The sequence below is a fragment of the Craterilacuibacter sinensis genome, assembly GCF_009831765.1.
Taxonomy (GTDB): Bacteria; Pseudomonadota; Gammaproteobacteria; order Burkholderiales; family Chromobacteriaceae; genus Craterilacuibacter; species Craterilacuibacter sinensis.
Map to the genome: position 1 here is coordinate 52,200 of NZ_WSSB01000004.1, position 22,925 is coordinate 75,124.

A 22,925-nucleotide genomic window follows, 5' to 3' on the forward strand; every position below is an offset into this window, starting at 1 on the left:
TGGGATCCGGGACTTGGGATCCGGGACTCGGCTCCCAAGTCCCGAATCCCCCATTCCCCACCCACTCTCGCGCCTGCTGTTATAATCCCGCCTCTTTATCCTGAGTGACGGGCGTCTCGCCCCCTGTGCCTGATATGAACGTTTTTTACGAAGAAAGCGGCAGCTTCAAGACGGGCAGCGTGGTGTCCAAGACTGACGCCAGCCTGCAGGTCGATACCCAGCATGGCAAGCGCGTCAAGCTCAAGCAGGCCAATGTCTTGCTCGAATTTACCAGCCCGCTGGCCAGCTTCCTGGATGAGGCGCATGTACTGGCCGCCGAGCTGGAGCTGGACTTTCTGTGGGAAGTGGCCGGTAGCGAAGAATTCGATTTTGACGCACTCGCCGTCGAATACTGGGGCGCCAAGCCGACCCCGCTGCAACTGGCCGCCACGGTGATGACGCTGGCTAGCGCGCCGATGTATTTCTACAAGAAGGGCAAGGGCCGCTTCAAGGCTGCACCGGAAGAGGCGCTCAAGGCTGCGCTCGCCGGCATCGAAAAGAAAAAGCGTGAACAGGCGCAGATTGATGCCTGGGTGGAAGAGCTCAAGGCCAAACAGCTCCCCGATGCCATCCGCTCGCCGTTGATGAGTCTGTTGTGGCGCCCGGACAAGAATACCCTGGAATACAAGGCCTTCGATGCCGCCAGCAAGGCCACGGGTCTGGCTCCGGTCAAGCTCGCGCGTGAAGTGGGCGGCATTCCGTCGGTGCCGGCCTATCTGATGGCCGGTTTCGAGATGGAGTGCTTTCCCAAGGGCACCGGCTTTGGCAAATATGCACCGGCCACCGCGCCGACGGATCTGCCGGCCGCCGGTGTCGCGGCTTTTTCGATTGATGACGCCGCCACCACCGAAATCGATGATGCGCTGTCGGTGACTGATCTGGCCAACGGCAACAAGCGGGTCGGCATCCATATCGCCGCGCCGACGCTGGGGGTGGAGCCGGGTTCCGACATCGAGAAGCTGGTGTTCGCGCGCCTGTCTACCGTCTACTTCCCCGGCGACAAGATCACCATGCTGCCGGACGATGTGGTCAGCGCCTTTACCCTGGACGAAGGCAAGCCGTGTCCGGCGCTCAGCCTGTATGTGGAGGTGACGCCCGAGTTCGAGATTGTCGGCTACGAGAACCGCATCGAGAACGTCGAGATTGCCGCCAACCTGCGTCACCACACGCTGGAACCCTTGTTCAACGAAGACACCATCGCTACCGACCCCGGTGTCGATTACCCGTTCAAGCGCGAGCTTTTGTGGCTGCATGATTTTGCCGTGGCACGCGAGAAATTCCGTGGCAAGTATGATCCGACCCGCCCGCAAGGCGTCGATTACAACTTCGCCGTGAATGAAGGCAAAGTCAGTATCACCTTGCGCAAGCGCGGCTCGCCTATCGACAAGCTGGTGTCGGAAATGATGATTCTGGCCAACTGCGAATGGGGCCGCCAGCTGGGCGAAGCCGGCGTGCCGGGTATGTACCGCGCGCAAAGCATGGGCAAGGTTCGCATGACGACCCGTCCCGAGCCGCATGTCGGTCTGGGTGTGCCGCAATACGCCTGGTCGACATCGCCATTGCGCCGCGCTGCCGACTGGGTCAACCAGCGCCAGATCGTGTCCCTGATCCGTGGCGAGAAGCCGGAGTTTGCCCAGGGCGACGCCATGATGTTCGCGCTGCTGCGCGACTTTGATGCGACCTACTCTTCCTATCTGGGCTTCCAGGACAAGATGGAGCACTACTGGTGCTTGCGCTGGTTCGGTCAGGAAGGCGTGAGCGAGATCACCGCCACCCATATCAAGGAAGATCTGGTACGCATCGACGGCCTGCCCATGCGCACGCGCATTCCGGGCCTGCCCGAGCTGAACCGTGGTGACCAGATCCGCCTGCAGGTGATACGCATCGATGAGCTGCTGCTGGAAATCGAATTCCGCTTTGTCGGCAAGGTCGGGCACATCGAGGCCGAACTGAGCGAAGAGGAAGAGGGCTGAGCCTTAAAGCTGTGATAGAAAAACCCCGGCGCTGCGATGCAGCGTCGGGGTTTTTTATGGATACCGGCCAGCGTTTTGATGCTCAGCCGGGGTGAAGATCGCGTTTTTGCTAAGCGATTTCGGCTTCGGCCATTTCTTTTGCCTGCTGCTGTTTGGCGAGCTCTTCTTCACGCAATTCACGGCGCAGGATCTTGCCGACGTTGGAGCGTGGCAAGTCCTGGCGGAACTCGATCTGGTGCGGCACCTTATAGGCCGTCAACCTTTCCCTGCAATAGCTGAGCAAGGCGGCCTCGTTCAGATTCGGATTGGTGCTGACTACAAACAGTTTAACGGCTTCGCCGGTACGCGCATCCGGCACACCAATACAGGCAACTTCCAGTATGTCTTCGTGCAGCGCAATGACATCTTCGATTTCGCTAGGAAACACATTAAAGCCGGACACGATAATCATGTCCTTCTTGCGATCCACCAGCTTGTATAGCCCGGTCTCGGTTTGGTAGGCGATGTCGCCGGTTGCCAGAAAACCGTCTTCCTGTATCACGCGCGCGGTTTCGGCCGCTCGTTTCCAGTAGCATTTCATGACCTGTGGCCCGCGCACGCATAGCTCGCCTGCTTGTCCGAAGGGCACAATATGACCTTCTTCATCACGCAATTCGATCTCGGTGCCCGGTATCGGCTGGCCTATGGTGCCGGTGTAATGCTTGTTCTGGATCGGGTTGGTGCAAACCAGTGGCGAGGTTTCGGTCAGGCCGTAGCCTTCGATCAGTGGCAGCCCCGTGACTTTCAGCCATTTTTCCGCAACGGCCTGCTGGATAGCGGTGCCACCGCCAACACTCAGGCGCCAGCTGGAAAAGTTCAGCTTGGCAAAGTCGGGGTGATTGGCCAATGCATTAAACAAGGTGTTGACGCCGGTGATGCAGTTGACCGGATAACGTCCCAGATCCTTGATCACGGCAGGGATGTCGCGCGGGTTGGTGATCAACAGCGAGGTGCCGGCCAGGCGCGTAATCAGCAGGCAGTTCATGGTCAGCGCGAGGATATGGTATAGCGGCAGGGGCGAGGCCATGATGATAGGGGAAATGTCGGTCAGCGCCGGCTCGACCACCATCGCGGCTTGCTCGAGGTTGGCCAGTACATTGCCGTGGGTCAGCACCGCCCCCTTGGAGAGCCCTGTTGTACCGCCAGTGTATTGCAGCAGGGCGATATCTTCGCGGCGCAAGACCGGATCTTGCCAGGCTTTATTCTGGGCCTCTTTCAACGCAGCCTTGAGCTGGATGGAACCGGGCAGCCACCATGGCGGCACCATTTTTTTGAAGTGACGCAAAACGGCATTGACCAGTGCACCGCGCATCAGGCCCAGCAGGTCGCCAACCGAGGTCACCATCACGTGCTGTACCGGGACATTGCCCAGCACTTCTTGCAACACGCCGACAAAATTTTCCAGAATCAGAATGGCCGTCGCCCCCGAATCCTGTAGCTGGTGCTCCAGTTCGCGCGGGGTATAGAGCGGGTTGATATTGACGACAATCAGTCCGGCGCGTAGCGCACCATACAGCGCAACCGGGTACTGCAGCAGATTGGGCATCATCAGTGCAATGCGGTCACCCTTCTTCATTCTCAGGGCGCCGGTCAGATAGGCGGCAAAGGCGGCCGATAGCCGGTCGAGTTCTTTGTAACTCAGCTTGGCACCCATATTGCAAAACGCATCCCGTTCCGGGTGGCGTTTGACGCTGTCTGCCAGCATCGCCCCCAGTGATGTGTGCGTCAAAGGACGTAAGGCTGGCGTCTGTGGTGCTGCGGCGTCCATGGTCATCTTGCTCTCCCCTCTATTTTTATTTTTTAGTAGCGATCATCTTCCCGTATTGAATAATGCACATATAAATATTACCCATAAAGAGTTTTTGCCTGACTTTAGTTGGGAAGACTATTCGTCTTTCGATATGTGGCGATAAAAACAACAGGCGGTGCTACCCGACTTGGCATGTCCCGTGCATTCAGTGGCTGCTACTTCATTTGCGGATGCTTGGATGCGTGCTACTGACGGGAAGATTGAATAACCTCAATGGCTTATTGAATTTTTCTGCTGCCGCATACGTTTAAAGCGCACTCAGGTAGTGCGCTTTTTCCCTGCCGGGGATGGCCATAATTTATTGCGATGCTGTGTTGTCAGGCATTCGCTGTCGCCATTGCTGGCGCTTCCTCCCTGAGCTCCCTGCGCAATATCTTGCCGATATTGGTCTTGGGCAACTCGGTGCGGAAGACGACCTGACGCGGCACTTTATAAGCGGTCAGATGAGTGCGGCAGTGCTTGATCAAGGCCTCCTCCGTCAGGCCCGGATGGCGTTTGACCACGAAGATTTTGACCGCTTCGCCGGTGCGTTCGTCCGGTACGCCGATGCAGGCCACTTCCTGCACATCGGGGTGAAGTGCGATCACATCTTCGATTTCATTGGGATAGACGTTGAAGCCGGACACCAGAATCATGTCTTTCTTGCGGTCGACCAGCTTGTAAAAGCCCTGCTCGGTCAATTGGGCAATATCGCCGGTGGCAAGGAAGCCGTCGGCATGGAATACCTTGGCCGTTTCATCCGGACGCTGCCAGTAACCCTGCATCACTTGCGGGCCGCGTACGCATAGCTCGCCCGGCTCTCCTCTGGCGACATCCCGACCCTCTTCGTCGCGCAGCGCAATCTCGGTGCCCGGAATCGGCAGGCCGATGCTGCCGGTGTAGCGACCCAGCAGTACCGGGTTGGCGCAGACCATAGGTGAGGCTTCGGTCAGGCCATAACCCTCGATCAGCGGCAGGCCGGTGACGGCTTGCCATTTTTCGGCCACCGCCTGCTGGATAGTGGCTCCTCCGCCTACGCTCACTTTCCAGTGCGAGAAGTCCAGCTTGGCAAAATCGGGATGATGGGCCAGTGCGTTGTACAGGGTGTTGACGCCGGTCATGCAGGTAATGGGGTAGCGCGCCAGATCCTTGATCACTGCCGGCAGGTCGCGCGGATTGCTCATCAGTACCGAGGTGCCGCCGGCACGGTTAACCAGCAGGCAATTCAGTGCCAGCGCGAGGATGTGGTACAGCGGTAACGGTGTCGCCATGACGACTCTGGCATCGCCTAGCGCGGGTAACACAATGCTGTAGACCTGCTCGATATTGGCCAGCAGATTGCCGTGGGTGAGGATGGCGCCCTTGGAAGGGCCGGTGGTGCCGCCGGTGTACTGCAAGAAGGCGATGTCGCTTTGCTGCACCTTGGCATCCTGCCATGGCAATTTCAGTCCTTGTGCCAGTACGGCATTGAAACGGATGGCGTCGGGCAGCGACCAGGCCGGCACCATCTTCTTGATGTGGCGCAGCACCATATTTACCAGTGCGCCCTTGACCGGCCCCAGCAAGTCGCCGGCGGCGGTGACGATGACCTTTTCTACCGGCGTGTTGGCGATGACCTGTTGCAGCACCGCGGCAAAATTTTCCAGGATTACAATGGCACGCGCTCCCGAGTCCTGCAGCTGGTGTTCCAGCTCGCGCGGGGTATACAGCGGGTTGACGTTGACCACGACGAGGCCGGCGCGCAGTGCGCCATAAAGCGCGACCGGGTATTGCAGCAGATTGGGCATCATCAGCGCGACGCGGTCGCCCTGTTTGAGCCCGAGCTCGGTCGTCAGATAGGCGGCAAAAGCGGCAGACTGGCGGTCCAGTTCACGGTAGCTGAGCTTGGCGCCCATATTGCAAAAAGCCGTGCGTGCCGGGTATTGCTTGACGCTGGCGGCAAGCATATCGCCCAGCGAGGCAAAGCGGTTCAGCTCGAGTGCGGTGTTCGGGTGGCTATGGCGGCTATCCATGTGCTCTCTCCTTATTATTTACCGTGCGCTTTAATCAGATTGCATCTTTGGTGCAGGCAAAGCAAACAAATTCAAACGTTTGTTGGTATTTGTGGAGATGCCGCAACGGTGGTCGCTGCGGCAGGGAAAGAGGCGGGAAAAAGCGTGCCAAAGCGCAATCAAGCACCAGGTTCTGGCGAGCAGGTATGTCACCGCTTGCGCGGCCTTGTGCCTGGTCAGCTGAGCGGTGCCAGCATCCTTGCTTCATTGGCCAGCGCCGTGATGCGCGGCCAGTCCTGTGCGGCGATGGCCTCTTCCGGGGTCAGCCATGAGCCGCCCACCGCCAGTACATTGGGCAGTGCCAGATAGCTGGCGGCATTGCCGGCGTGAATGCCGCCGGTCGGGCAAAAGCGCAGTTCGGGCAGGGGGCTGGCCAGCGCTTTAAGCAGCTGGATGCCGCCGATGGCGTCGGCCGGGAACAGTTTCTGGATAAAGAAGCCTTCATCATGGGCGTGCATGGCTTCGGACGGGGTGGCGATGCCGGGGATAAACGGCAACTCCAGTGCGCGCACCGCCGCGAGCAGTTCCGGGGTAAAGCCCGGACTGATGCCGAACATGGCACCGGCGTCGACTGCCGCCTCTACATGTGCGCGGTTGCGCAAGGTGCCGGCACCTATGATCACGCCCGGCACCTGATCGCGGATCAGGCGGATGGCGGCCAGCGCCGCCTTGGTGCGCAGCGTCACTTCCAGCACGCGGATGCCGCCATCGGCCAGCGCATGCGCCAGATCCACCGCCAGTGCCGGATCGCTGATTTGGATGACCGGTACCACCGGTCCTTGGCGCAGTAGTGTCAGTTCGTCCATATTCCCTCCTTCAGGATGGCCACAAGGGGTGGCAAAAAGTGGCGGCACCCTTTTCCGCCTCGTCGGCCAGGTGGCGCAGGCCGGCAAACAGCTCGCGCCCGCTGCCGTAGTCATTGTGGGCCAGATCGGCGGGCTCTGCCGTGCGCGTCGCCCACGCGTCCTCTGCCAGTTCGATTTCCAGTATGCCCTGATCGGCGTCCAGCACGATGATGTCGCCGTCGCGCACCCGCGCCAGCGGCCCGCCGGCGGAGGCTTCCGGCGTGACATGTATCGCTGCCGGCACCTTGCCCGAGGCGCCCGACATGCGGCCGTCGGTGATCAGCGCCACTTGAAAGCCTCTGTCCTGCAATACTGCCAGCGCCGGCGTCAGCTGGTGCAATTCCGGCATGCCGTTGGCGCGCGGGCCCTGAAAGCGCACGACGGCGACCATATCCTGCTCAAGTTCGCCGCGCTGGAAGGCTTCCAGCAGTGAAGACTGGTCATGGAACACCCGCGCCGGCGCGCGTATGCGCCGCCGCTCGGGGCTGACGGCCGAAACCTTGATCACGGCGCGTCCGAGCCGGCCGGTCAGCAGCTTGAGGCCGCCGTCCGTCTGGAAGGGCTGGCTGGCCGGGCGCAGCACACTCTCGTCGCGGCTGTGCAAGGGCGCATCGCGCCAGCTTAGCTGCCCTTGATCCAGCCATGGTTCCTGCGTATGGCGGGCCAGACCCTGGCCCAGAATGGTGGTCACGTCGGCATGCAGCAGGCCGGCATCCAGTAGTTCGCCTATCACGAAGCCCATGCCGCCAGCAGCATGGAAATGGTTGATGTCGGCCTTGCCGTTGGGGTAGACGCGCATCAATAGTGGCACCACCGCCGAGAGCTCGGAAAAATCGTCCCAGTTGATGGCGATGCCGGCAGCGCGGGCGATGGCGACCAGGTGCAGGGTGTGGTTGGTTGAGCCGCCGCTGGCGAGCAGGCCGACGATGGCGTTGACGATGGCGCGCTCGTCCACCATTTCGCCCAGCGGGGTAAAGCGTGAGCTTTGCGCGCTGATAGCCAGTGCGGCGTGCGCGCTGGCGCGCGTCAGCGCTTCGCGCAAGGGGGTGCCGGGGTTGACGAAGGCGCTGCCCGGCAGATGCAGGCCCATGACTTCCATCATCAGCTGGTTGGAGTTGGCGGTGCCGTAGAAGGTGCAGGTGCCGGGCGCATGATAGCTTTGCGCTTCGGACTCCAGCAGCACATCGCGCCCGATGAGACCCTGGGCAAACAGTTTGCGCACTTCTGCCTTGTCGTCATTGGCGAGGCCCGAAGTCATCGGGCCTGCCGGCACGAAGACCGCCGGCAGATGGCCGAAGGCCAGCGCGCCGATCAGCAGGCCGGGTACGATCTTGTCGCACACGCCCAAAAACAGCGCGGCATCGAACATGCGGTGCGCCAGCGCGATGGCCGTGGCCTGTGCAATCACATCACGCGAAAAAAGCGACAGCTCCATGCCGGGCATACCTTGGGTCACGCCATCGCACATGGCCGGTACACCGCCGGCAAATTGCGCGGTGGCGCCGGCCTTTAGTGCCTCCTCCTTGATCCACGCCGGAAAGTCCTGCAGCGGCTGGTGCGCCGACAGCATATCGTTGTAGGCCGAAATAATGGCGAGATTGGGCACGTCCAGCTGCTTGAGCCGGATCTTGGGTTCGGGCGCCATGGCGGCAAAGCCGTGAGCAAGATTGGTGCAGGACAGTTCGCTGCGCGCGACCTTGCCCTGGGCGGCCGCTTTTTGCAGTTGTGCAAGATAGGCTTGCCGCGTAGCGGCGCTGCGTGCCTGTATACGCTGGGTGACACGATGAACGACGGGGTGCAGATGCATGATGACGTCTGGTGTGCTGGGCATGCCGCTTATGCTAGGTCCGGCACCGGATCAAGGCAAGCCGCTTGCCGCTACTTTGTCCACGGTCTGGGATAAGATGAAGGGCATACGGCTGGCAGCGGGAGGCGGGAAATGAGTACGAGCCCTGATTTTGACATGGTGCTGTTTGGCGGCACCGGCGATCTGGTCATGCGCAAGCTATTGCCGGCGCTTTACCACGCATATCAGGCCGGTTTACTGGCCAGGAACGGGCGCATTCTGGCGCTGGGGCGGCAGGTGCTGACGCGTGACGGCTATCTGGCCCAGGCGTCCCCTCTGGTGCGTCCCCATCTGGAGGGGGACACGGAAACGGCCTGGCTGGATTTTTGCGGGCGGCTGGATTATCAGCAGCTGGATGCGAACCGGCCCGAGGATTATCCGGCACTTGCCGCCAAACTGGGCCACGACCCGGCGCGGGTGGTGGTGTGCTATCTCGCGACTGCACCGGCGCTGTTCAGCATGATCTGCCAGCAGCTGGCTGAGGTCGGGCTGAACCACGGACAGGTGCGCGTGGTGCTGGAAAAACCGCTGGGTCATGATCTGGCTTCATCTAATGCCATCAACGACGCGGTCGCCCGGCATTTTGGCGAGGAGCAGCTGTACCGCATCGACCATTATCTGGGCAAGGAGTCGGTGCAGAACCTGATGGCGCTGCGTTTCGGTAACGTCCTGTTCGAGCCTTTGTGGCGGCGCGAGTGGGTTCAGAGCGTGCAGATCACCATCGCCGAAGAGCTGGGCGTCGAGGGGCGCGGCGAGTTCTACGACCGCACCGGCGCGCTGCGCGACATGATGCAGAACCACCTGCTGCAGCTGTTGTGCATGGTGACGATGGAGCCGCCGGCCAGTCTGGACGCCGATGCCATCCGTGGCGAGAAGCTCAAGGTGCTGAAGGCGCTCAGGCCGTTCAGCCCCGAAGACGTCGCCGCCAAGACGGTGCGCGGCCAGTATGGCGCCGGCGCGGTTGCCGGCCAGCTGGTGGCGGGCTATCAGTCGGAAGAGGGGATTGCGCCACATAGCCATACCGAAACCTTTGTCGCGCTCAAGGCCGAGATCGATAACTGGCGCTGGGCCGGCGTGCCGTTTTTTCTGCGCACCGGCAAACGCATGCAGCAGCGCGTGGCTGAAATCGTCATCACCTTTCACGATGTGCCACACAAGCTGTTTCCGCTGGCACCGACTTGCCGCAGCGGCAACCGGCTGGTGATCGAACTGCAGCCGGAAGAAAGCGTGCGGCTGTGGTTTCAGGCCAAGGAGCCGGGCGATGGCATGAATCTGCAGCCGGTCTTTCTCAATCTCGATTTTCACGAAACCTTCCGCGTGCGCCGGGTTGATGCCTATGAGCGTCTGCTGCTGGATGTGATTCGCGGGCGTCTGGCGCTGTTTATGCGCCGTGAAGAGCTGGTCGAAGCCTGGCGCTGGGTCGAGCCGATACTGGATGCCTGGCAGCAGGGCAAGGCGCTGCCGCGGCCTTATCCGGCCGGCACTTGGGGGCCGCCTGCTGCGAGTGCCCTGCCGGCACGTGATGGCGTGACCTGGCATGAGGAGTGCTGAAGGGGGCATCTCTGAACGGGGATGGATCGCTGATGCATGAATGGCTTGTATCGCCAGCAGCACGCAACTGGAACCTCGCCTTACCCAAGCTAAAGGACTTAGCATGACCCACCTGACCAAGCTGCCGGCCTGGGCTGCACTGTGGCAGCTCTTTGATGACAGCCAGCACATCCATATGCGCACGCTGTTTGCCGAGGATCCGGCGCGTGCCGAGCGTTATGCGCTGAATGTGGGCGGACTGTTCCTCGACTATTCCAAAAACCGCATCAATGACCCGATTCTGGCGGCGCTGCTGACGCTGGCACAGCAGGCGGGCGTACCGCAGCAAATTGCCGCCATGTTTCGTGGCGACAAGATCAATACCACCGAGCAGCGTGCGGCGCTGCATGTGGCGCTGCGCAACCGCAGCAACTGCCCTGTCTGCGTCGCTGGGCGTGATGTGATGCCGGACGTCAATGCGGTGCTCTCGCGTATGGGGCGGTTTTGCCATGCGGTACGCTGCGGTGACTGGCTGGGCTATACCCGCCAGCCGATTACCGATGTGGTGAATATCGGCATAGGCGGCTCCGATCTGGGGCCTTTGATGGTGTGTTCGGCACTCAAGCCCTTTGGCCACCCGCGCTTGCGCATGCATTTCGTGTCGAATGTCGATGGTGCGCAGCTCAAGGAGACGCTGCGGCAGGTACATGTGGAAACCACGCTGTTTGTGGTGGCCTCCAAGACCTTTACCACGCAGGAGACTCTGACCAATGCACTGACCGCGCGCGAGTGGTTTGTCGCGCATGCCGGCGACCCCGCGGCGGTGGCACAGCATTTTGTCGCGGTGTCGACCAACCGCCAGGCGGTGGCCGAGTTCGGCATTGATCCTGCGCATATGTTCGAGTTCTGGGACTGGGTGGGCGGGCGTTTTTCGCTGTGGTCAGCCATCGGCCTGCCCATCATGCTGTATCTGGGCGAGGAAAATTTTGGCGAGCTGCTGGATGGTGCCCATCTGATGGATGAACACTTTCGCCATGCACCGCTAAACGCCAATATGCCGGTACTGCTGGCCTTGATCGGCATCTGGTATATCAATTTCTACGGTGGCGGCAGCCATGTGATCGCGCCTTACGACCAATATCTGCATCGCCTGCCGGCCTTTATCCAGCAGCTGGATATGGAGTCCAACGGCAAGCAGGTATGTCGTGACGGCAGCCCGGTCGGGGTGGAAACCGCCCCCATCATCTGGGGCGAGACCGGCATCAATGGCCAGCATGCCTTTTTCCAGCTGCTGCATCAGGGTACGCATATTTCGCCTATCGATTTGATCGCCACGCTGGAGAACCGTGCGGGCCTGCCAGGTCACCATGAAATTCTGCTGGCCAATGTCTTTGCCCAGGCCGAGGCCTTTATGCGCGGCAAAACAGCGGATGAAGTGCGCGCCGAGCTGGCATCCCAAGGCCTGTCGGGGGATGCGCTGGCGCGCTTGCTGCCGCACAAGGTGTTTGCCGGCAACCGCCCGAGCAATACCTTGTTGCTGGCCCAGCTCAATCCGCGCAATCTGGGCACATTAGTGGCCTTGTACGAGCACAAGATTTTCGTGCAGGGCACGATCTGGGGAATCAATAGTTTCGACCAGTGGGGGGTAGAGCTGGGCAAGCAGCTGGCGCGCACCATACACGGCGAGCTGACCGGGAAGGGCGCGGCGGGCGTACACGACAGTTCGACCGAACGCCTGATCCGCCTCTATTTGCAAAGCCGGCAGCTGGCATGAAAAAAGCGAAGCCTCAGGCTTCGCTTTTTTGTGGCTGAACAGGCAAGGCTCAGGTCATGACGATCTTCTTGCCAGTATTGAGCCGGTTGGCGGTATCGCTGGCGGCTTTTTGCGCAGCTGCCGGGGTTTCGAACGGCCCCATCTGCACGCGGTAAGCGCCCAGCTGTTTGACGATGGTCAGCTTCTCGTCATGCTGGTCCGGCAGCTTGGCCATCAGCTTTTTGATGCGTGCCTCAGCCTTGACCTTGGTCGCGTAGGAGCCCAGCTGCAGATAGATGGGCTTGTCCGACTTGGCCAGCTGTCTGGCCGGACGGGTGGCGATACGTTCGCCGTCACCGGCCGGGAATACGCGTTCGACCAGTACGTCGGCACTGCCCGACTTGATGTAGCCCAGCTGGTGTGCTGCCGCATACGACAGATCCATCACCCGGTTTTTGTGAAACGGGCCACGGTCATTGATGCGCACAATCACCGACTGGCCGTTTTTCAGGTTGGTTACCTTGGCGTAAGACGGAATCGGCAGCGTCGGATGGGCGCCGGTCATGGCGAACATATCGTAGCGTTCGCCGGACGAGGTCTTGCGACCGTGGAACTGCTTGCCATACCACGAGGCTTTGCCGCGGGTTTGAAAGGCTTCGTGGCTGGTGTCCGGGCGGAAACGCATGCCCAGCGCGCTATAAGGCAGATTGGCCGAACGTATCAGCGGTTCATCCTGCGGTACGGCATTGGGTAGCAGGTTGAGGTTGGCCGGGATGATTCTGGCCGGGCCGTCGTTCTGGAAGTAGGCCCCGCCCTTGCTGCTGGTTTTTTGTGGCGCTTTGGCCACGGGTTGAAGTTTGGCGTTGGCTGGCTGTGTGGTGGAACAGGCCACCAGTACAAGGCTGACAATTGTCAGCCACAACCATCGAAGAACAGATTGCATCGGAGCTCCTTTATGCGGAGTGCCTAGCTGCGAATCTTAACTTCCTCCGGCAAAATCGATCTGCCGCCACGCCTCGAACACCATAACGGCGACGGCATTGGACAGATTCATGCTGCGTGACTCGGGCCGCATTGGCAATCGCACCCGGCGCTCGGTCGGGAAGCCTGCAAGCAGGTTTTCCGGCAGACCGCGCGACTCGGGGCCGAACAACAGCACATCATTTGCTTCGAAAGCCACCTGGTCGTGCCGCGTGGCACCCTTGGTGGTGGCGGCGAAAATTCGCCGCCCGTGCAAGGCTGCCTGGCAGGCTTCCCAATCCTCGTGAACGATCATGCGCGCGTACTCGTGATAGTCGAGTCCGGCTCTGCGCAATTTCGCGTCATCAAGGGGAAAACCCAGCGGTTTGACCAGGTGCAATTCGCAACCGGTATTGGCACATAAACGGATCACATTGCCCGTGTTGGGCGGTATTTCCGGCTGGTAAAGAACAACAGTAAACATCGTTGCGACCTGGATTGTTCCAAGAATTCAAAAGGTTGGTCAAGTTTTCGAGTAAAAAACCCTGGCCAGCACCCAGGCTTCGACCCGTTTTGCCCCCTGTTTTTTGAGGCTGAGGGCCAGCTCGGACAGGGTGGCGCCACTGGTGGCGACATCGTCGACAATGGCGACGCAAAGCCCGTCTACACGGTGCTTTACACGAAAAGCATGACTGACGTTGTGCCGCCTCTGGCGCTGGTTCAGACGGGCCTGAGGCGGGGTGTTGCGTATCCGCTCACATAGTGTGCTGTTAAGCGGGGCGTTTATTCTACCAGCGAACGCGCGGGCAAGCTCCAGACTCTGGTTGAAGCCGCGCTCCATGCGTCTTGCATCGGCTAGCGGCACGGCCACGACCAGATCCGGCTGCACGATGGCGGGCGGTGCCAGTTCGGCCAGCAAGAATGCCAGACTGCCGGCCAGATCCAGGCGTTTGCCGTACTTGAATGCCTGTATCACGCCATCCAGCGGATAGTCGTATAACAAGGCGGCGTGCAGGACGTCGAAGGCGGGCGGCTGGCGCAGGCAGCGGCCGCAGATCTGGGCAAAGGGCGAAGCTTGGGCGCAGCGCGGACAGACTTCGGCCGGCAGGCGGACAAGATCGGCCAGGCAAGCCGCACAAACGCCATGACGGGTGCCGGCTGCGGCACAAAACAGACAGATCTGCTTAAATGGCAGGCAGTTGTCAACAATATGTCTGATGAAGTTTGACGGCACGGGTGCCCCCGCTGATGATGCCTTGATTCCATCAAGATAGATTTGATCGCCATGACCCACAGCACGATTGTTTTTCAGCGCCCGGCCAGCCCGCATCCACAGAGCACGCTCTGGCAGGTCGAAGAGATAGAGGCCTTGTTTGCCCTGCCATTTATGGAACTGGTGTTTCGTGCCGCCGAAGTTCACCGCCAGTTTTTCGACCCGAACAAGGTGCAGCTGTCTACCCTGCTATCGATCAAGACCGGGGGCTGTCCGGAAGACTGTGGCTATTGTCCGCAATCGGTGCATCACGAAACGCCGGTCGACAACCAGCCCATGCTCAGTGCCGAGCAGGTCGTGGAGGTCGCCCGTATCGCCAGGGAAAACGGTGCCAGCCGTTTCTGCATGGGCGCCGCCTGGCGCGGTCCCAAGGATGCCGACCTGCAAAAGACGCTGGCCATGGTGAGTGAAGTCAAGGCGCTGGGGCTGGAAACCTGCGCCACCTTCGGCATGCTGGCCGACGGTCAGGCCGAGCAGCTCAAGGCGGCGGGGCTTGATTACTACAACCACAACCTCGATACCTCCCCCGACAAGTACGGCGATATTATCCACAGCCGCGAATACCAAGACCGTATGGACACGCTGGGCAAGGTGCGCAAGGCCGGGCTGAATGTGTGCTGTGGCGGTATTGTCGGCATGGACGAGACGCGCCAGGACCGCGCCGGCCTGATTGCGCAGCTGGCCAACCTCGATCCGCAGCCGGAGTCGGTACCGATCAATAATCTGGTCAAGGTGGACGGTACGCCGCTGGCTGACGCCGAAGAGATAGACTGGACCGAGTTTGTGCGGGCGATTGCGGTCGCGCGCCTGACCATGCCCAAGAGCTATGTCCGCTTGTCGGCCGGGCGGCGCGGCATGCCGGAGGCGATGCAGGCGCTATGCTTTCTTGCCGGTGCCAACTCCATCTTCTATGGCGACAAATTACTGACCACCGGTAACCCGGATGTGGCCGCCGATCGTGCGCTGATGGACAAGCTGGATCTGTCTGCCCTATAGGCCGCAGGATGCGGTGACGCTTGCCGATTTTCGGTATTTTGTTTATAAGATAGGCGAGTATTGATAGGCTTAAAGATATTACATTGTATTGAATGCCGTGCGGAGAGTATCCTTTTATGCAACACCATGAGCTAGCCGCCCAGTTGGCAGCGTTGCAGCAGCGGCACCAATACCGCCAGCGCGTGCGACTGGATAGCCCGCAGGGTGTGCATGTCAGCCTGAACGGGGGCGAGACGCTGTCTTTTGCCAGCAATGATTATCTGGGGCTGGCCAATCATCCGGCGCTGGTCGACACCGCGCGCGAAGCCATGCTGCGTTGGGGTGTCGGAGCGGGTGCATCGCATCTGGTCACCGGGCATAGCGCGGCGCATGAGGAAGCCGAGGCGGTACTGGCCGACTGGATAGGTACGCCGGAAGCGCTGCTGTTCGGTTGTGGTTATCTGGCCAATCAGGCGGTGATGACGGCGCTGCTAGGACGGGGTGACGAGGTGTTTGCCGACAAGCTCAACCACGCTTCGCTGAATGATGGTGCCTTGTTATCGCGGGCGCGTTTACGCCGCTTTCGCCATAACGACCTTGCCCAGCTGGAAAGCCTGTTGCAGAACAGTCGTGCCCGCACCCGTATGATTGTGGTCGATGCGGTGTACAGCATGGATGGAGACGAGGCACCGTTGCCGGCTTTGCTCGATCTGGCACGCCGTTACGATGCCTGGCTTTTTCTCGATGATGCTCACGGTTTCGGCATCAGCGGTGGCGGGCGCGGGGCGCTCACAGAATATGCCCTGCATGACCCCCGGGTCATCTATATGGCGACGCTGGGCAAGGCGGCAGGCGTTTCCGGTGCGGTGGTGGCCGGCAGTCGCGAGTTGTGTGCATGGCTGGTCAATCGCGCGCGCGCGTATATCTACACCACCGCCAGTCCGCCTGCACTGGCGGTGACGGTCAGCCGTGCCGTCGGCCTGATCCGGGACGAGGCCTGGCGGCGAGAACGTCTGGCGGGGCATATTGCCAGGGTACAGGCGGCCAGTTTGCCTTATCCCGTGCTGGCTTCCCGTTTTGCCATACAGGCGCTCATGGTTGGCACGAATAGTGCAACGCTTGCCTTGGCGGAGCGTCTGGCGCGTGCTGGTGTGTGGGTACCCGCCATACGCCCGCCTACGGTGCCTGCCGGCACAGCCAGGCTGCGTATTTCGCTGTCGGCTGCTCATAGCGAACAGGATATTGAGGCGCTACTGGTGGCGCTGTGCCGGTCTTAGCCGGCTGTTGACGTATTACCCTTCTGCAGCAGATAGATAACGAGAATAATGCGAATGATGGATGCGCTGGAAAACAACGGGCGGCTAATCGAGGGGGCACGGGAAGCCTTGGCTTTATTGCGTCAGGCCGGCCCGATGGATACGGCGGCCATCTGGCTCAGGCAAGGACGCTACTGGCATTGTCTGGCCAGCGACGGCGCAGGGACATTATCTCCTCATCCTGCACCGGCCTCCCTGCCCGAGGGGGCTGTGCGGCATGAGCTTTCGTTGAACAGTCGCTATGGTGTCATGCTGCTGTGGCATGGCGCCGTGCATCTGGCTCAGTCGCCATGGTGCCAGATGGCTGGCCAGCTGCTGCTTAGCCGGCTTGAGGGCGCTGTGCTGGAGCAGGCGCTGGTACGATCGCGTCTGGAGCAGCACATCCTGCTGGATATTGCTACGCTAGCCAGTCATGCCCAGAGTATGGAAGCCTTTCTTGCCCGCCTGCCCGGCTTGCTGTCACAACTGATCCCCGCTTGTGATCTGGTGCTGACCCTGTCCGATGAGGGCGGCGGTCTGCTGCATTTGTCTCCTGTTCCGTTAGCGGGAGAGTCCGGACAAAAGGCCTCCGCTGCACGACCTGCCGAGCTGGCTGGTGCTCTGGCCACAGCGGTGTGCATGGCCGCTAAACCCAGATTGCTGGATACGCGCCGCATTTTGGCGTTTTGCGTGCAAGCAGATCTGCCATCGCTTGTACGCCTGCCTCGCTTCTGTCTCTGCCTGCCCTTGCTCATCTGCGGCGATCAGGCGTACAGCGCATTGACGGTACAGGTTTTTGACCCGGCGCAGCGTTACGACCGGCAGTCATTAAGCCTGTTTTTGCGTCTGGCGCGGCATGTAGCGTCATTGTTCGGCCATGTTTGCGAACGCTACCGGCTGGTACGGACGGCGCGCTGCTTTGAGCATGAGCTGGAGGCTAACCGTCTGCGTCTGCATGCAGAGCAGGGCGAGCGCCATCATGCACAAAAATTGATGCGTGCCTTGTTTGGCATTGCCAATCTATCCAATAGCAGCTTGTCGCTGCCGGCTTTTCTGGCGGGTGTGCATCGGGAGCTGCAGGGTTTGCTCAGCTGCAGCGGCTGTATGGTTGCCCTGTATGATGCCGAACAGGATAGGCTCACGTTCCCCTATGGTGCGGATGCTTTTGTTCCGAATGACCCCATGATGACGATGCGGGCAGGCCCGGTCGAGCAGGTCTTGCATAGCGGCCGCACCCTGTTGCTCAATGGCAGCGCCTTGTTAAGGTCTATTTCCGGCAAAGGCGGAGAAGGCTTGGTGAGCTGGTTGGGCGTGCCTGTGTATAGCAATCGGGAGCTCAAGGGCGTGGTGGCAGTGTTCAGTCGCGACAGCAATCTGCGCTACAGCTATCGCGAGCAGGAGTTGCTGGAGAGTGTGGCCGATCATATCGGCGGCGCCCTGACACAACTGCAGGCGAGCGCGGCGTTGCAACTGGCCAATAGCGCGCTGGAAGAGCGCGTACGCGAGCGGACACTGGCGCTGGATACCGTCAATGCCCGGCTCAAGCACGATACATTGCATGATGTACTGACCGGCCTGCCCAATCGTGCCTATTTCAACCAGACGCTGCAGTCTAACTGGCAGGCTTATAGCCGTGATGGGCGCCAGTGTTTTGCCGTCTTGTTTATCGACCTGGATCGTTTCAAGCTGATCAACGATACCCTGGGACATCAGGCCGGGGATGCCTTGCTGCATGAAGCCGGTGCCCGCATACGCCATTGCCTGCGACCGCATGATTTTTTGGCCAGGCTGGGAGGGGACGAGTTTGCGCTGATCTTGCAGCGGGTGGAGTCGACCGCACGCAGTGAACAGATCGCACAACGTATCGTGGATGAATTCGAGCGCCCCATGCTGCTAGGCGGGCGTGAAGTGTTTGCGACGGTCAGTATCGGCGCAGTGCTGGCCGACAGCCAGTATTACCAGCGCGCGGAGGATTTGCTGCGCGATGCGGATCTGGCGATGTACCGCACCAAGCAAAGCGGTCGCCACGGCTATACCTTGTTCAATCACCATTTTCGCGAGAATCAGGCCGATTTGCTGGCGCTGGAAGCCGATCTGCGGCGCGCGCTTGATGTCGATGACCAGCTGATCCCGTACTACCAGCCTTTCATCGATAGCCATAGCCAACGGCTGACCGGTTTCGAGGCACTGGTGCGCTGGCATCATCCCGAGCGGGGACTGATTTCGCCGGCCGAGTTCTTGCCCATGGCGCAGGAGTCGGGTCTGATTCGGCGGCTGGATCGTTACATGATAGAGCAGGGTTGTGCCCAGCTGGCGGCTTGGCATGATGAGGGCTATGGCGGCGAGACCTTGTCCTTGCATATCAATCTGTCTTCGGAAAACCTGCGCGATACGAGCTTGCCATCCTGGCTGGAGGCTTTGCTGACCCGATTGGCGTTGCCGCCGGCGCTGCTTTATCTGGAAGTGACGGAAAGCGCGCTGATCGATATGCCTGAAGTGGCTGCGCAAGTGATGCATGCCCTGCATCAATTGGGCGTACGTCTGGCGCTGGATGATTTCGGTACCGGCTACTCGGCCTTGGCTTATCTGCATCGTTACCAGTTCGATGTGTTGAAAATAGACCAGGCGTTTGTGCGCGAAGTCGATGTCCATACCGAGTCCCGCGCTATTGTGCGGGCTATCCTGGCATTGGCTCAGGCCTTGCATCTGGACGTTGTGGCCGAAGGGGTAGAAACATTCAGCCAGCTTTCTGCCTTGCGCGAGCTGGGCTGTCCCAAGTTGCAGGGCTATTATTTTGCCCGGCCACAGCCTGCGGCTGCTATCGCATGGGAAGGTTTACAGGCTTTGGCGCTAGAAAGCCCTTGTTGCCACTGATCCGGCTGGCCATGTCGCACCATTTTGCGGTGTGAATAAAGCACGGGCCCCGCAAATAGCGGGGCTCGTGCTTTTATTCCCGGTCGGGGTCAGGCGTGCTTGCTGCTTGCGCGTTTGATGGAAATCAGGCGCGGATTGTTCTCATTTTTATCGGTCTGGCTATCCGTTTCACTTGGTGTGTTATCCGGGCGCGTGTCTTCGCCTGATGAGGATAGCGGCGTGATATAGAGGTGCATAATCGGCTTGCCGGCCTGAGGCATGCTCAGTGCGGTGATTTCGCATGGGCGCTGGCTGCCGTCACGGCAGCGTATGCGGCACAGCAAACGCACGCTCTGGGGCATGGTGTTCTTCGATTGCGCCAGCAGTAGCAAACGCTTGGCAGTGGCATCATTGGTTTCCAAGAGCTCGGACAGATGCCGGCCGACCAGCGTCGCCGCGTGTGGTGCCTTGTACAGGGCGGCACCGGCGGCATTCAGGTCCGTGACCTGACCGTCACGCAGTTGCATCATGGCGCTTGGTGCCTGCGAGAACACCATATCCAGCTGTTGTTCGGCCGTGCGCTGCGCCTCGATAGAGGCATTCTTGCCCATGGCCAGATGGTTGATAGCACGCGCCAGATAGGAGACTTCGTCGTTGCCTTTGGTCTCGATCACGGCTACGCGCCCGGGGCGTACCATGCCATGTATGCTTTGCAGCAACCAGCCTAGACGGGTGCTGATATGGGCATGTACAACCCACCAGGCCAGCAGGCCCAGCAGCAGGGTACCGACCACGGAGAACAGGGCCAACTGTTCCAAAGAGGATGAGGCCAGACGGCTCATATCGCGTTGCTGGCTACTGCCCAGTAGCAGTGCCGGCTTGCCGCTCAGGCTATTCACGACACCCCAGCTTTCGATTTTGTCGTCGCTGCCCAGAATCAGCAGGTCTTCATTCTCGATGCCTTTGTTTATCCAGCGTTGCACTGCGTCCGGCAGATCGCGCGAAGTAATGGACAGGGCACTGGACTGGGTGGCGCTAAACGGGCCTTTGCCTTGCAGAAGCAGTTTGTCTGCCGAAACGCCCATGACCAGATAACCGCCGATAGGGCTGCTGCGGTTGGTGGTACGGATAGGAATAATGGTGACGAAGTGCGGACCACGAGCCAGACGGACGATGCCGGAGGTTGTGCTGACACGGTGTTCAATGGCGCTGGACAGCTGGCGGCCAAATTCCGTGGCGGGGGAAAGCTCGCGTACCAGTGCCAGATCGTCACGCTGTGCCGACATGCCATCCCACTCTGCCGTCGTCAGCAGTCCGCCGTTGCGGTCAAAAATGGCGAGAAAGTCGATGCCCAGCGTGTTGATCTTCTGACCCTGCAAATACGCATCCAGACGCAGCGTGTCGCCACCGGTTGCATAGTTGTAAGTATCATCCCAGTTGGCCCAACTCAAGGCCAGACGTTCGACAGTGCTGGCACTCTCCAGAAAAGCATTGCGTGTGCCGGCCGCCTGAGAGCGTGCGGCGGTGCGCTCGTACTGCTCAATCGACGGGATCAGTGTAAGCCGTCCATAAAGCCAGACCGAACCGGCTAATAGCAGTGACAGTACAGTCAGAATGAGCGCGATACGGTGCGCCAGCCTGCTAGGCAGGAATCTAGTAAAAATTGACAAAGCCTCTCCCCCGTCGCAATAACCGGTGATGTATAAGCCGACCGGCATGCGTTTATAATTTGAATTATGTGCATCTTATGTGCATTGGGTGAATGTAAGGGATGATGCCATCGTGAGTCCAGTAAGCGCGTGCTCAAACCTCATCAAAACTGGCCGATTGTGGCGTACAAGCAAAACCGGTGACGGATACGCAAAATACAAGTCGTCACCGGCAGGCAGAAGGTGCGCGCAGATGCCTGTATTGATGGTTATTTATGTCTGTCTTGGTATGTCAAAACAATGCAGGCTTCCCTTTGCCTGACACTCTTGCGAAAATGGCGCCCTTTGCCGATGGCCATGCCGATATGAACTGTTACGTCGAAACACAAGGGTGTGGGCCGGATGTGGTTCTGCTGCATGGCTGGGGTCTGCATGGCGGCGTATTTGAGCGCGTTGCGGCGGCGCTGTCCGCGCATTATTGCGTACACACGGTGGATTTGCCCGGTCATGGTGCCTCGCCTGAGCTTGAGCGCTTCGATGCTGCCGAAGTGGCGGCTGCGCTGGCGCGGCAGTTTCCCTTGCCTGTGCATGTGCTGGGCTGGTCCTTGGGCGGTTTGGTGGCCCAGCATTGGGCTGTACAGCAAGCGGCCCAGATACGCAGCCTGGCACTGGTGTCGACCAGCCCGCGGTTTGTACAAGGTCCGGACTGGGCGTTCGGGCAGCGTGCCGCCGCCATCGAAGAAGTCGGCGCGAATCTGCATAACGCATTCGAGCTGACCCTGAAAAATTTTCTTGCCCTGCAAATGCTGGGTGCGCCGCATGCGCGTGATACGCTCAAGGCCTTGAGCGGCCAGCTGTTTGCCCATGGCCGGCCGCATGGTCTGTTGCCGGCGCTGGATTGCCTGCTACAGGCGGATACGCGTGCACTGGCCGCGCAGATTCATGCACCCACTGCACTGTTCTTCGGCGCGCGTGACCGGATTACGCCCACCGGCGCCGGCCGCTGGCTGGCGGATATGTTGCCGGACGCCCGGCTGCATCTATTCGAACAAGCCTCGCATGCACCGTTTTTGTCGCACGAGCATGATTTCCTGACCCTGCTGCTTTCCCACCTGGACCGACACGCATGAGTGAAGCGTTTTATACCGATAAGGCCAAAGTCCGTGCCGCTTTCGAGCGTGCGGCCCATAGCTACGATGGCGCAGCCGTCTTGCAGCGCGAAGTGTCTGACCGCATGGCCGAGCGGCTGGATGTGATCAAGAATGCGCCGCTGATGATACTTGATGCCGGCTCCGGTACCGGCTATGGTGCCGCCGAATTGCGCCGCCGCTATCCGGCTGCGCGCGTGATCGAGCTGGATATCGCCGCCTCCATGCTCAAAGCCTCCAAGGCCAAGCAGCAGGAGGGGGCCGGCTTTTTCGGCCGTCTGATGGGGCGGGCCCAGCCATGGCAGGCTTGTGCCGATATCGAGGCGCTGCCGCTGGCGGATGCCAGCGTGGATATGGTGTGGTCGAATCTGGCCATCCAGTGGCTGAATGAGCCGGATGGCGTCTTTGCCGAGTTCCGCCGTGTACTCAAGCCGGATGGCTTGTTGATGTTTTCCACGCTGGGGCCGGATACGCTGTTTGAATTGCGGGCCGCCTTTGCCGGGCAAGACTCGGCTACCCACGTCAATCATTTCATCGATATGCATGATCTGGGCGATGTATTGGTGCGTAACGGCTTTGCCCTGCCGGTCATGGACATGGAAAAAATCGTGCTGACCTATGGCCGGGTGCGTGATGTGATGCAAGACCTCAAGTCCATCGGCGCGCATAATGTCACCGCCGGGCGCAAGGCTGGCCTGACCGGCAAGCATTTCTGGCAGCGTGTCGAAGCGGCGTACGAAGCCTACCGGCGTGATGGCAGCCTGCCTGCCACTTATGAAGTGGTCTATGGCCACGCCTGGCGTGGCGAGCCCAAGGCCAAAGCCGGGCATTTGCCCGATGGCCGTCAGGTTATTGAATTTAAAAAGTCCTGAGCCGCATTTCGCTCAAGAAAGAGTCGTTCCCGAAC

At 60.3% G+C, this 22,925-nt stretch carries 16 protein-coding genes; 8 read left to right on the top strand and 8 right to left on the bottom strand.

Annotated features, from left to right (window positions below; all coding sequences use genetic code 11):
- The first annotated feature begins 134 nt into the window (after nucleotides 1-134).
- Complete coding sequence (locus tag GQF02_RS05420; RefSeq protein WP_160795465.1) at nucleotides 135-2,012, top strand: ribonuclease catalytic domain-containing protein; 1,878 nt, start codon at nucleotides 135-137, stop codon at nucleotides 2,010-2,012.
- A 109-nt stretch (nucleotides 2,013-2,121) separates the two neighbouring features.
- Here the strand turns inward: GQF02_RS05420 and GQF02_RS05425 are convergent, their stop codons facing one another.
- The 4 genes from GQF02_RS05425 to edd all read right to left on the bottom strand — a co-directional run bounded on the left by GQF02_RS05425 (nucleotide 2,122) and on the right by edd (nucleotide 8,543).
- Nucleotides 2,122-3,825: an AMP-binding protein gene (locus GQF02_RS05425; protein ID WP_160795467.1), complete on the bottom strand. Its 1,704-nt coding sequence runs from the start codon at nucleotides 3,823-3,825 to the stop codon at nucleotides 2,122-2,124.
- Nucleotides 3,826-4,178: 353 nt separating this feature from the next.
- Complete coding sequence (locus GQF02_RS05430; protein ID WP_124734870.1) at nucleotides 4,179-5,852, bottom strand: AMP-binding protein; 1,674 nt, start codon at nucleotides 5,850-5,852, stop codon at nucleotides 4,179-4,181.
- 215 nt (nucleotides 5,853-6,067) lie between these two features.
- Complete coding sequence (gene eda, locus GQF02_RS05435; protein WP_124734871.1) at nucleotides 6,068-6,697, bottom strand: bifunctional 4-hydroxy-2-oxoglutarate aldolase/2-dehydro-3-deoxy-phosphogluconate aldolase; 630 nt, start codon at nucleotides 6,695-6,697, stop codon at nucleotides 6,068-6,070.
- A 10-nt stretch (nucleotides 6,698-6,707) separates the two neighbouring features.
- Complete coding sequence (edd, locus tag GQF02_RS05440) at nucleotides 6,708-8,543, bottom strand: phosphogluconate dehydratase (RefSeq protein WP_160795713.1); 1,836 nt, start codon at nucleotides 8,541-8,543, stop codon at nucleotides 6,708-6,710.
- Between the two features lie 132 nt (nucleotides 8,544-8,675).
- Between edd and zwf the strand changes: the two genes are divergently transcribed.
- Together zwf and pgi are read left to right on the top strand one after the other, a co-directional pair.
- Entirely contained in the window at nucleotides 8,676-10,133 is a 1,458-nt protein-coding gene (gene zwf / locus GQF02_RS05445; RefSeq protein WP_160795469.1) for a glucose-6-phosphate dehydrogenase, read from the top strand.
- 103 nt (nucleotides 10,134-10,236) lie between these two features.
- Entirely contained in the window at nucleotides 10,237-11,886 is a 1,650-nt protein-coding gene (gene pgi, locus GQF02_RS05450; RefSeq protein WP_160795471.1) for a glucose-6-phosphate isomerase, read from the top strand.
- Nucleotides 11,887-11,935: 49 nt separating this feature from the next.
- Here pgi and GQF02_RS05455 read toward each other — a convergent pair whose 3' ends face one another.
- From GQF02_RS05455 to GQF02_RS05465, 3 genes are read right to left on the bottom strand one after another with little or no spacing between them, the layout of a single operon-like run.
- A complete protein-coding gene (locus GQF02_RS05455; RefSeq protein ID WP_160795473.1) occupies nucleotides 11,936-12,808 on the bottom strand; it encodes a septal ring lytic transglycosylase RlpA family protein in 873 nt (290 codons plus the stop codon).
- Nucleotides 12,809-12,844: 36 nt separating this feature from the next.
- On the bottom strand, nucleotides 12,845-13,309 hold the full coding sequence (locus GQF02_RS05460; RefSeq protein WP_124734875.1) for a tRNA (cytidine(34)-2'-O)-methyltransferase: 465 nt from the start codon (nucleotides 13,307-13,309) through the stop codon (nucleotides 12,845-12,847).
- A gap of 39 nt (nucleotides 13,310-13,348) precedes the next feature.
- Nucleotides 13,349-14,059, bottom strand: coding sequence for a ComF family protein (locus GQF02_RS05465; protein ID WP_328698593.1), 711 nt, complete (start codon nucleotides 14,057-14,059; stop codon nucleotides 13,349-13,351).
- 51 nt (nucleotides 14,060-14,110) lie between these two features.
- Here GQF02_RS05465 and bioB point away from each other — a divergent pair, with 51 nt between their 5' ends.
- The 3 genes from bioB (at nucleotide 14,111) to GQF02_RS05480 (ending at nucleotide 19,242) form a co-directional block, all read left to right on the top strand.
- Nucleotides 14,111-15,094, top strand: coding sequence for a biotin synthase BioB (bioB, locus tag GQF02_RS05470; protein ID WP_124734876.1), 984 nt, complete (start codon nucleotides 14,111-14,113; stop codon nucleotides 15,092-15,094).
- Between the two features lie 116 nt (nucleotides 15,095-15,210).
- On the top strand, nucleotides 15,211-16,350 hold the full coding sequence (bioF, locus tag GQF02_RS05475; protein ID WP_160795475.1) for an 8-amino-7-oxononanoate synthase: 1,140 nt from the start codon (nucleotides 15,211-15,213) through the stop codon (nucleotides 16,348-16,350).
- A gap of 54 nt (nucleotides 16,351-16,404) precedes the next feature.
- Nucleotides 16,405-19,242: a putative bifunctional diguanylate cyclase/phosphodiesterase gene (locus GQF02_RS05480; protein WP_160795477.1), complete on the top strand. Its 2,838-nt coding sequence runs from the start codon at nucleotides 16,405-16,407 to the stop codon at nucleotides 19,240-19,242.
- Nucleotides 19,243-19,331: 89 nt separating this feature from the next.
- Here the strand turns inward: GQF02_RS05480 and GQF02_RS05485 are convergent, their stop codons facing one another.
- Nucleotides 19,332-20,891: a CHASE4 domain-containing protein gene (locus GQF02_RS05485; protein WP_160795479.1), complete on the bottom strand. Its 1,560-nt coding sequence runs from the start codon at nucleotides 20,889-20,891 to the stop codon at nucleotides 19,332-19,334.
- A 293-nt stretch (nucleotides 20,892-21,184) separates the two neighbouring features.
- On the opposite strand from GQF02_RS05485, the gene bioH reads away from it, so the two are divergent.
- Both bioH and bioC read left to right on the top strand, forming a co-directional pair.
- Nucleotides 21,185-22,000 carry a pimeloyl-ACP methyl ester esterase BioH gene (bioH, locus tag GQF02_RS05490; protein WP_235930068.1) on the top strand — a complete coding sequence of 272 codons (816 nt, stop codon included), beginning with the start codon at nucleotides 21,185-21,187 and terminating at the stop codon, nucleotides 21,998-22,000.
- The gene (gene bioC / locus GQF02_RS05495; RefSeq protein WP_160795481.1) at nucleotides 21,997-22,890 is read left to right on the top strand and encodes a malonyl-ACP O-methyltransferase BioC; all 894 of its coding nucleotides are present in this window, start codon (nucleotides 21,997-21,999) and stop codon (nucleotides 22,888-22,890) included. Before bioH ends, bioC begins: the two co-directional genes overlap by 4 nt.
- Nucleotides 22,891-22,925 lie beyond the last annotated feature (35 nt).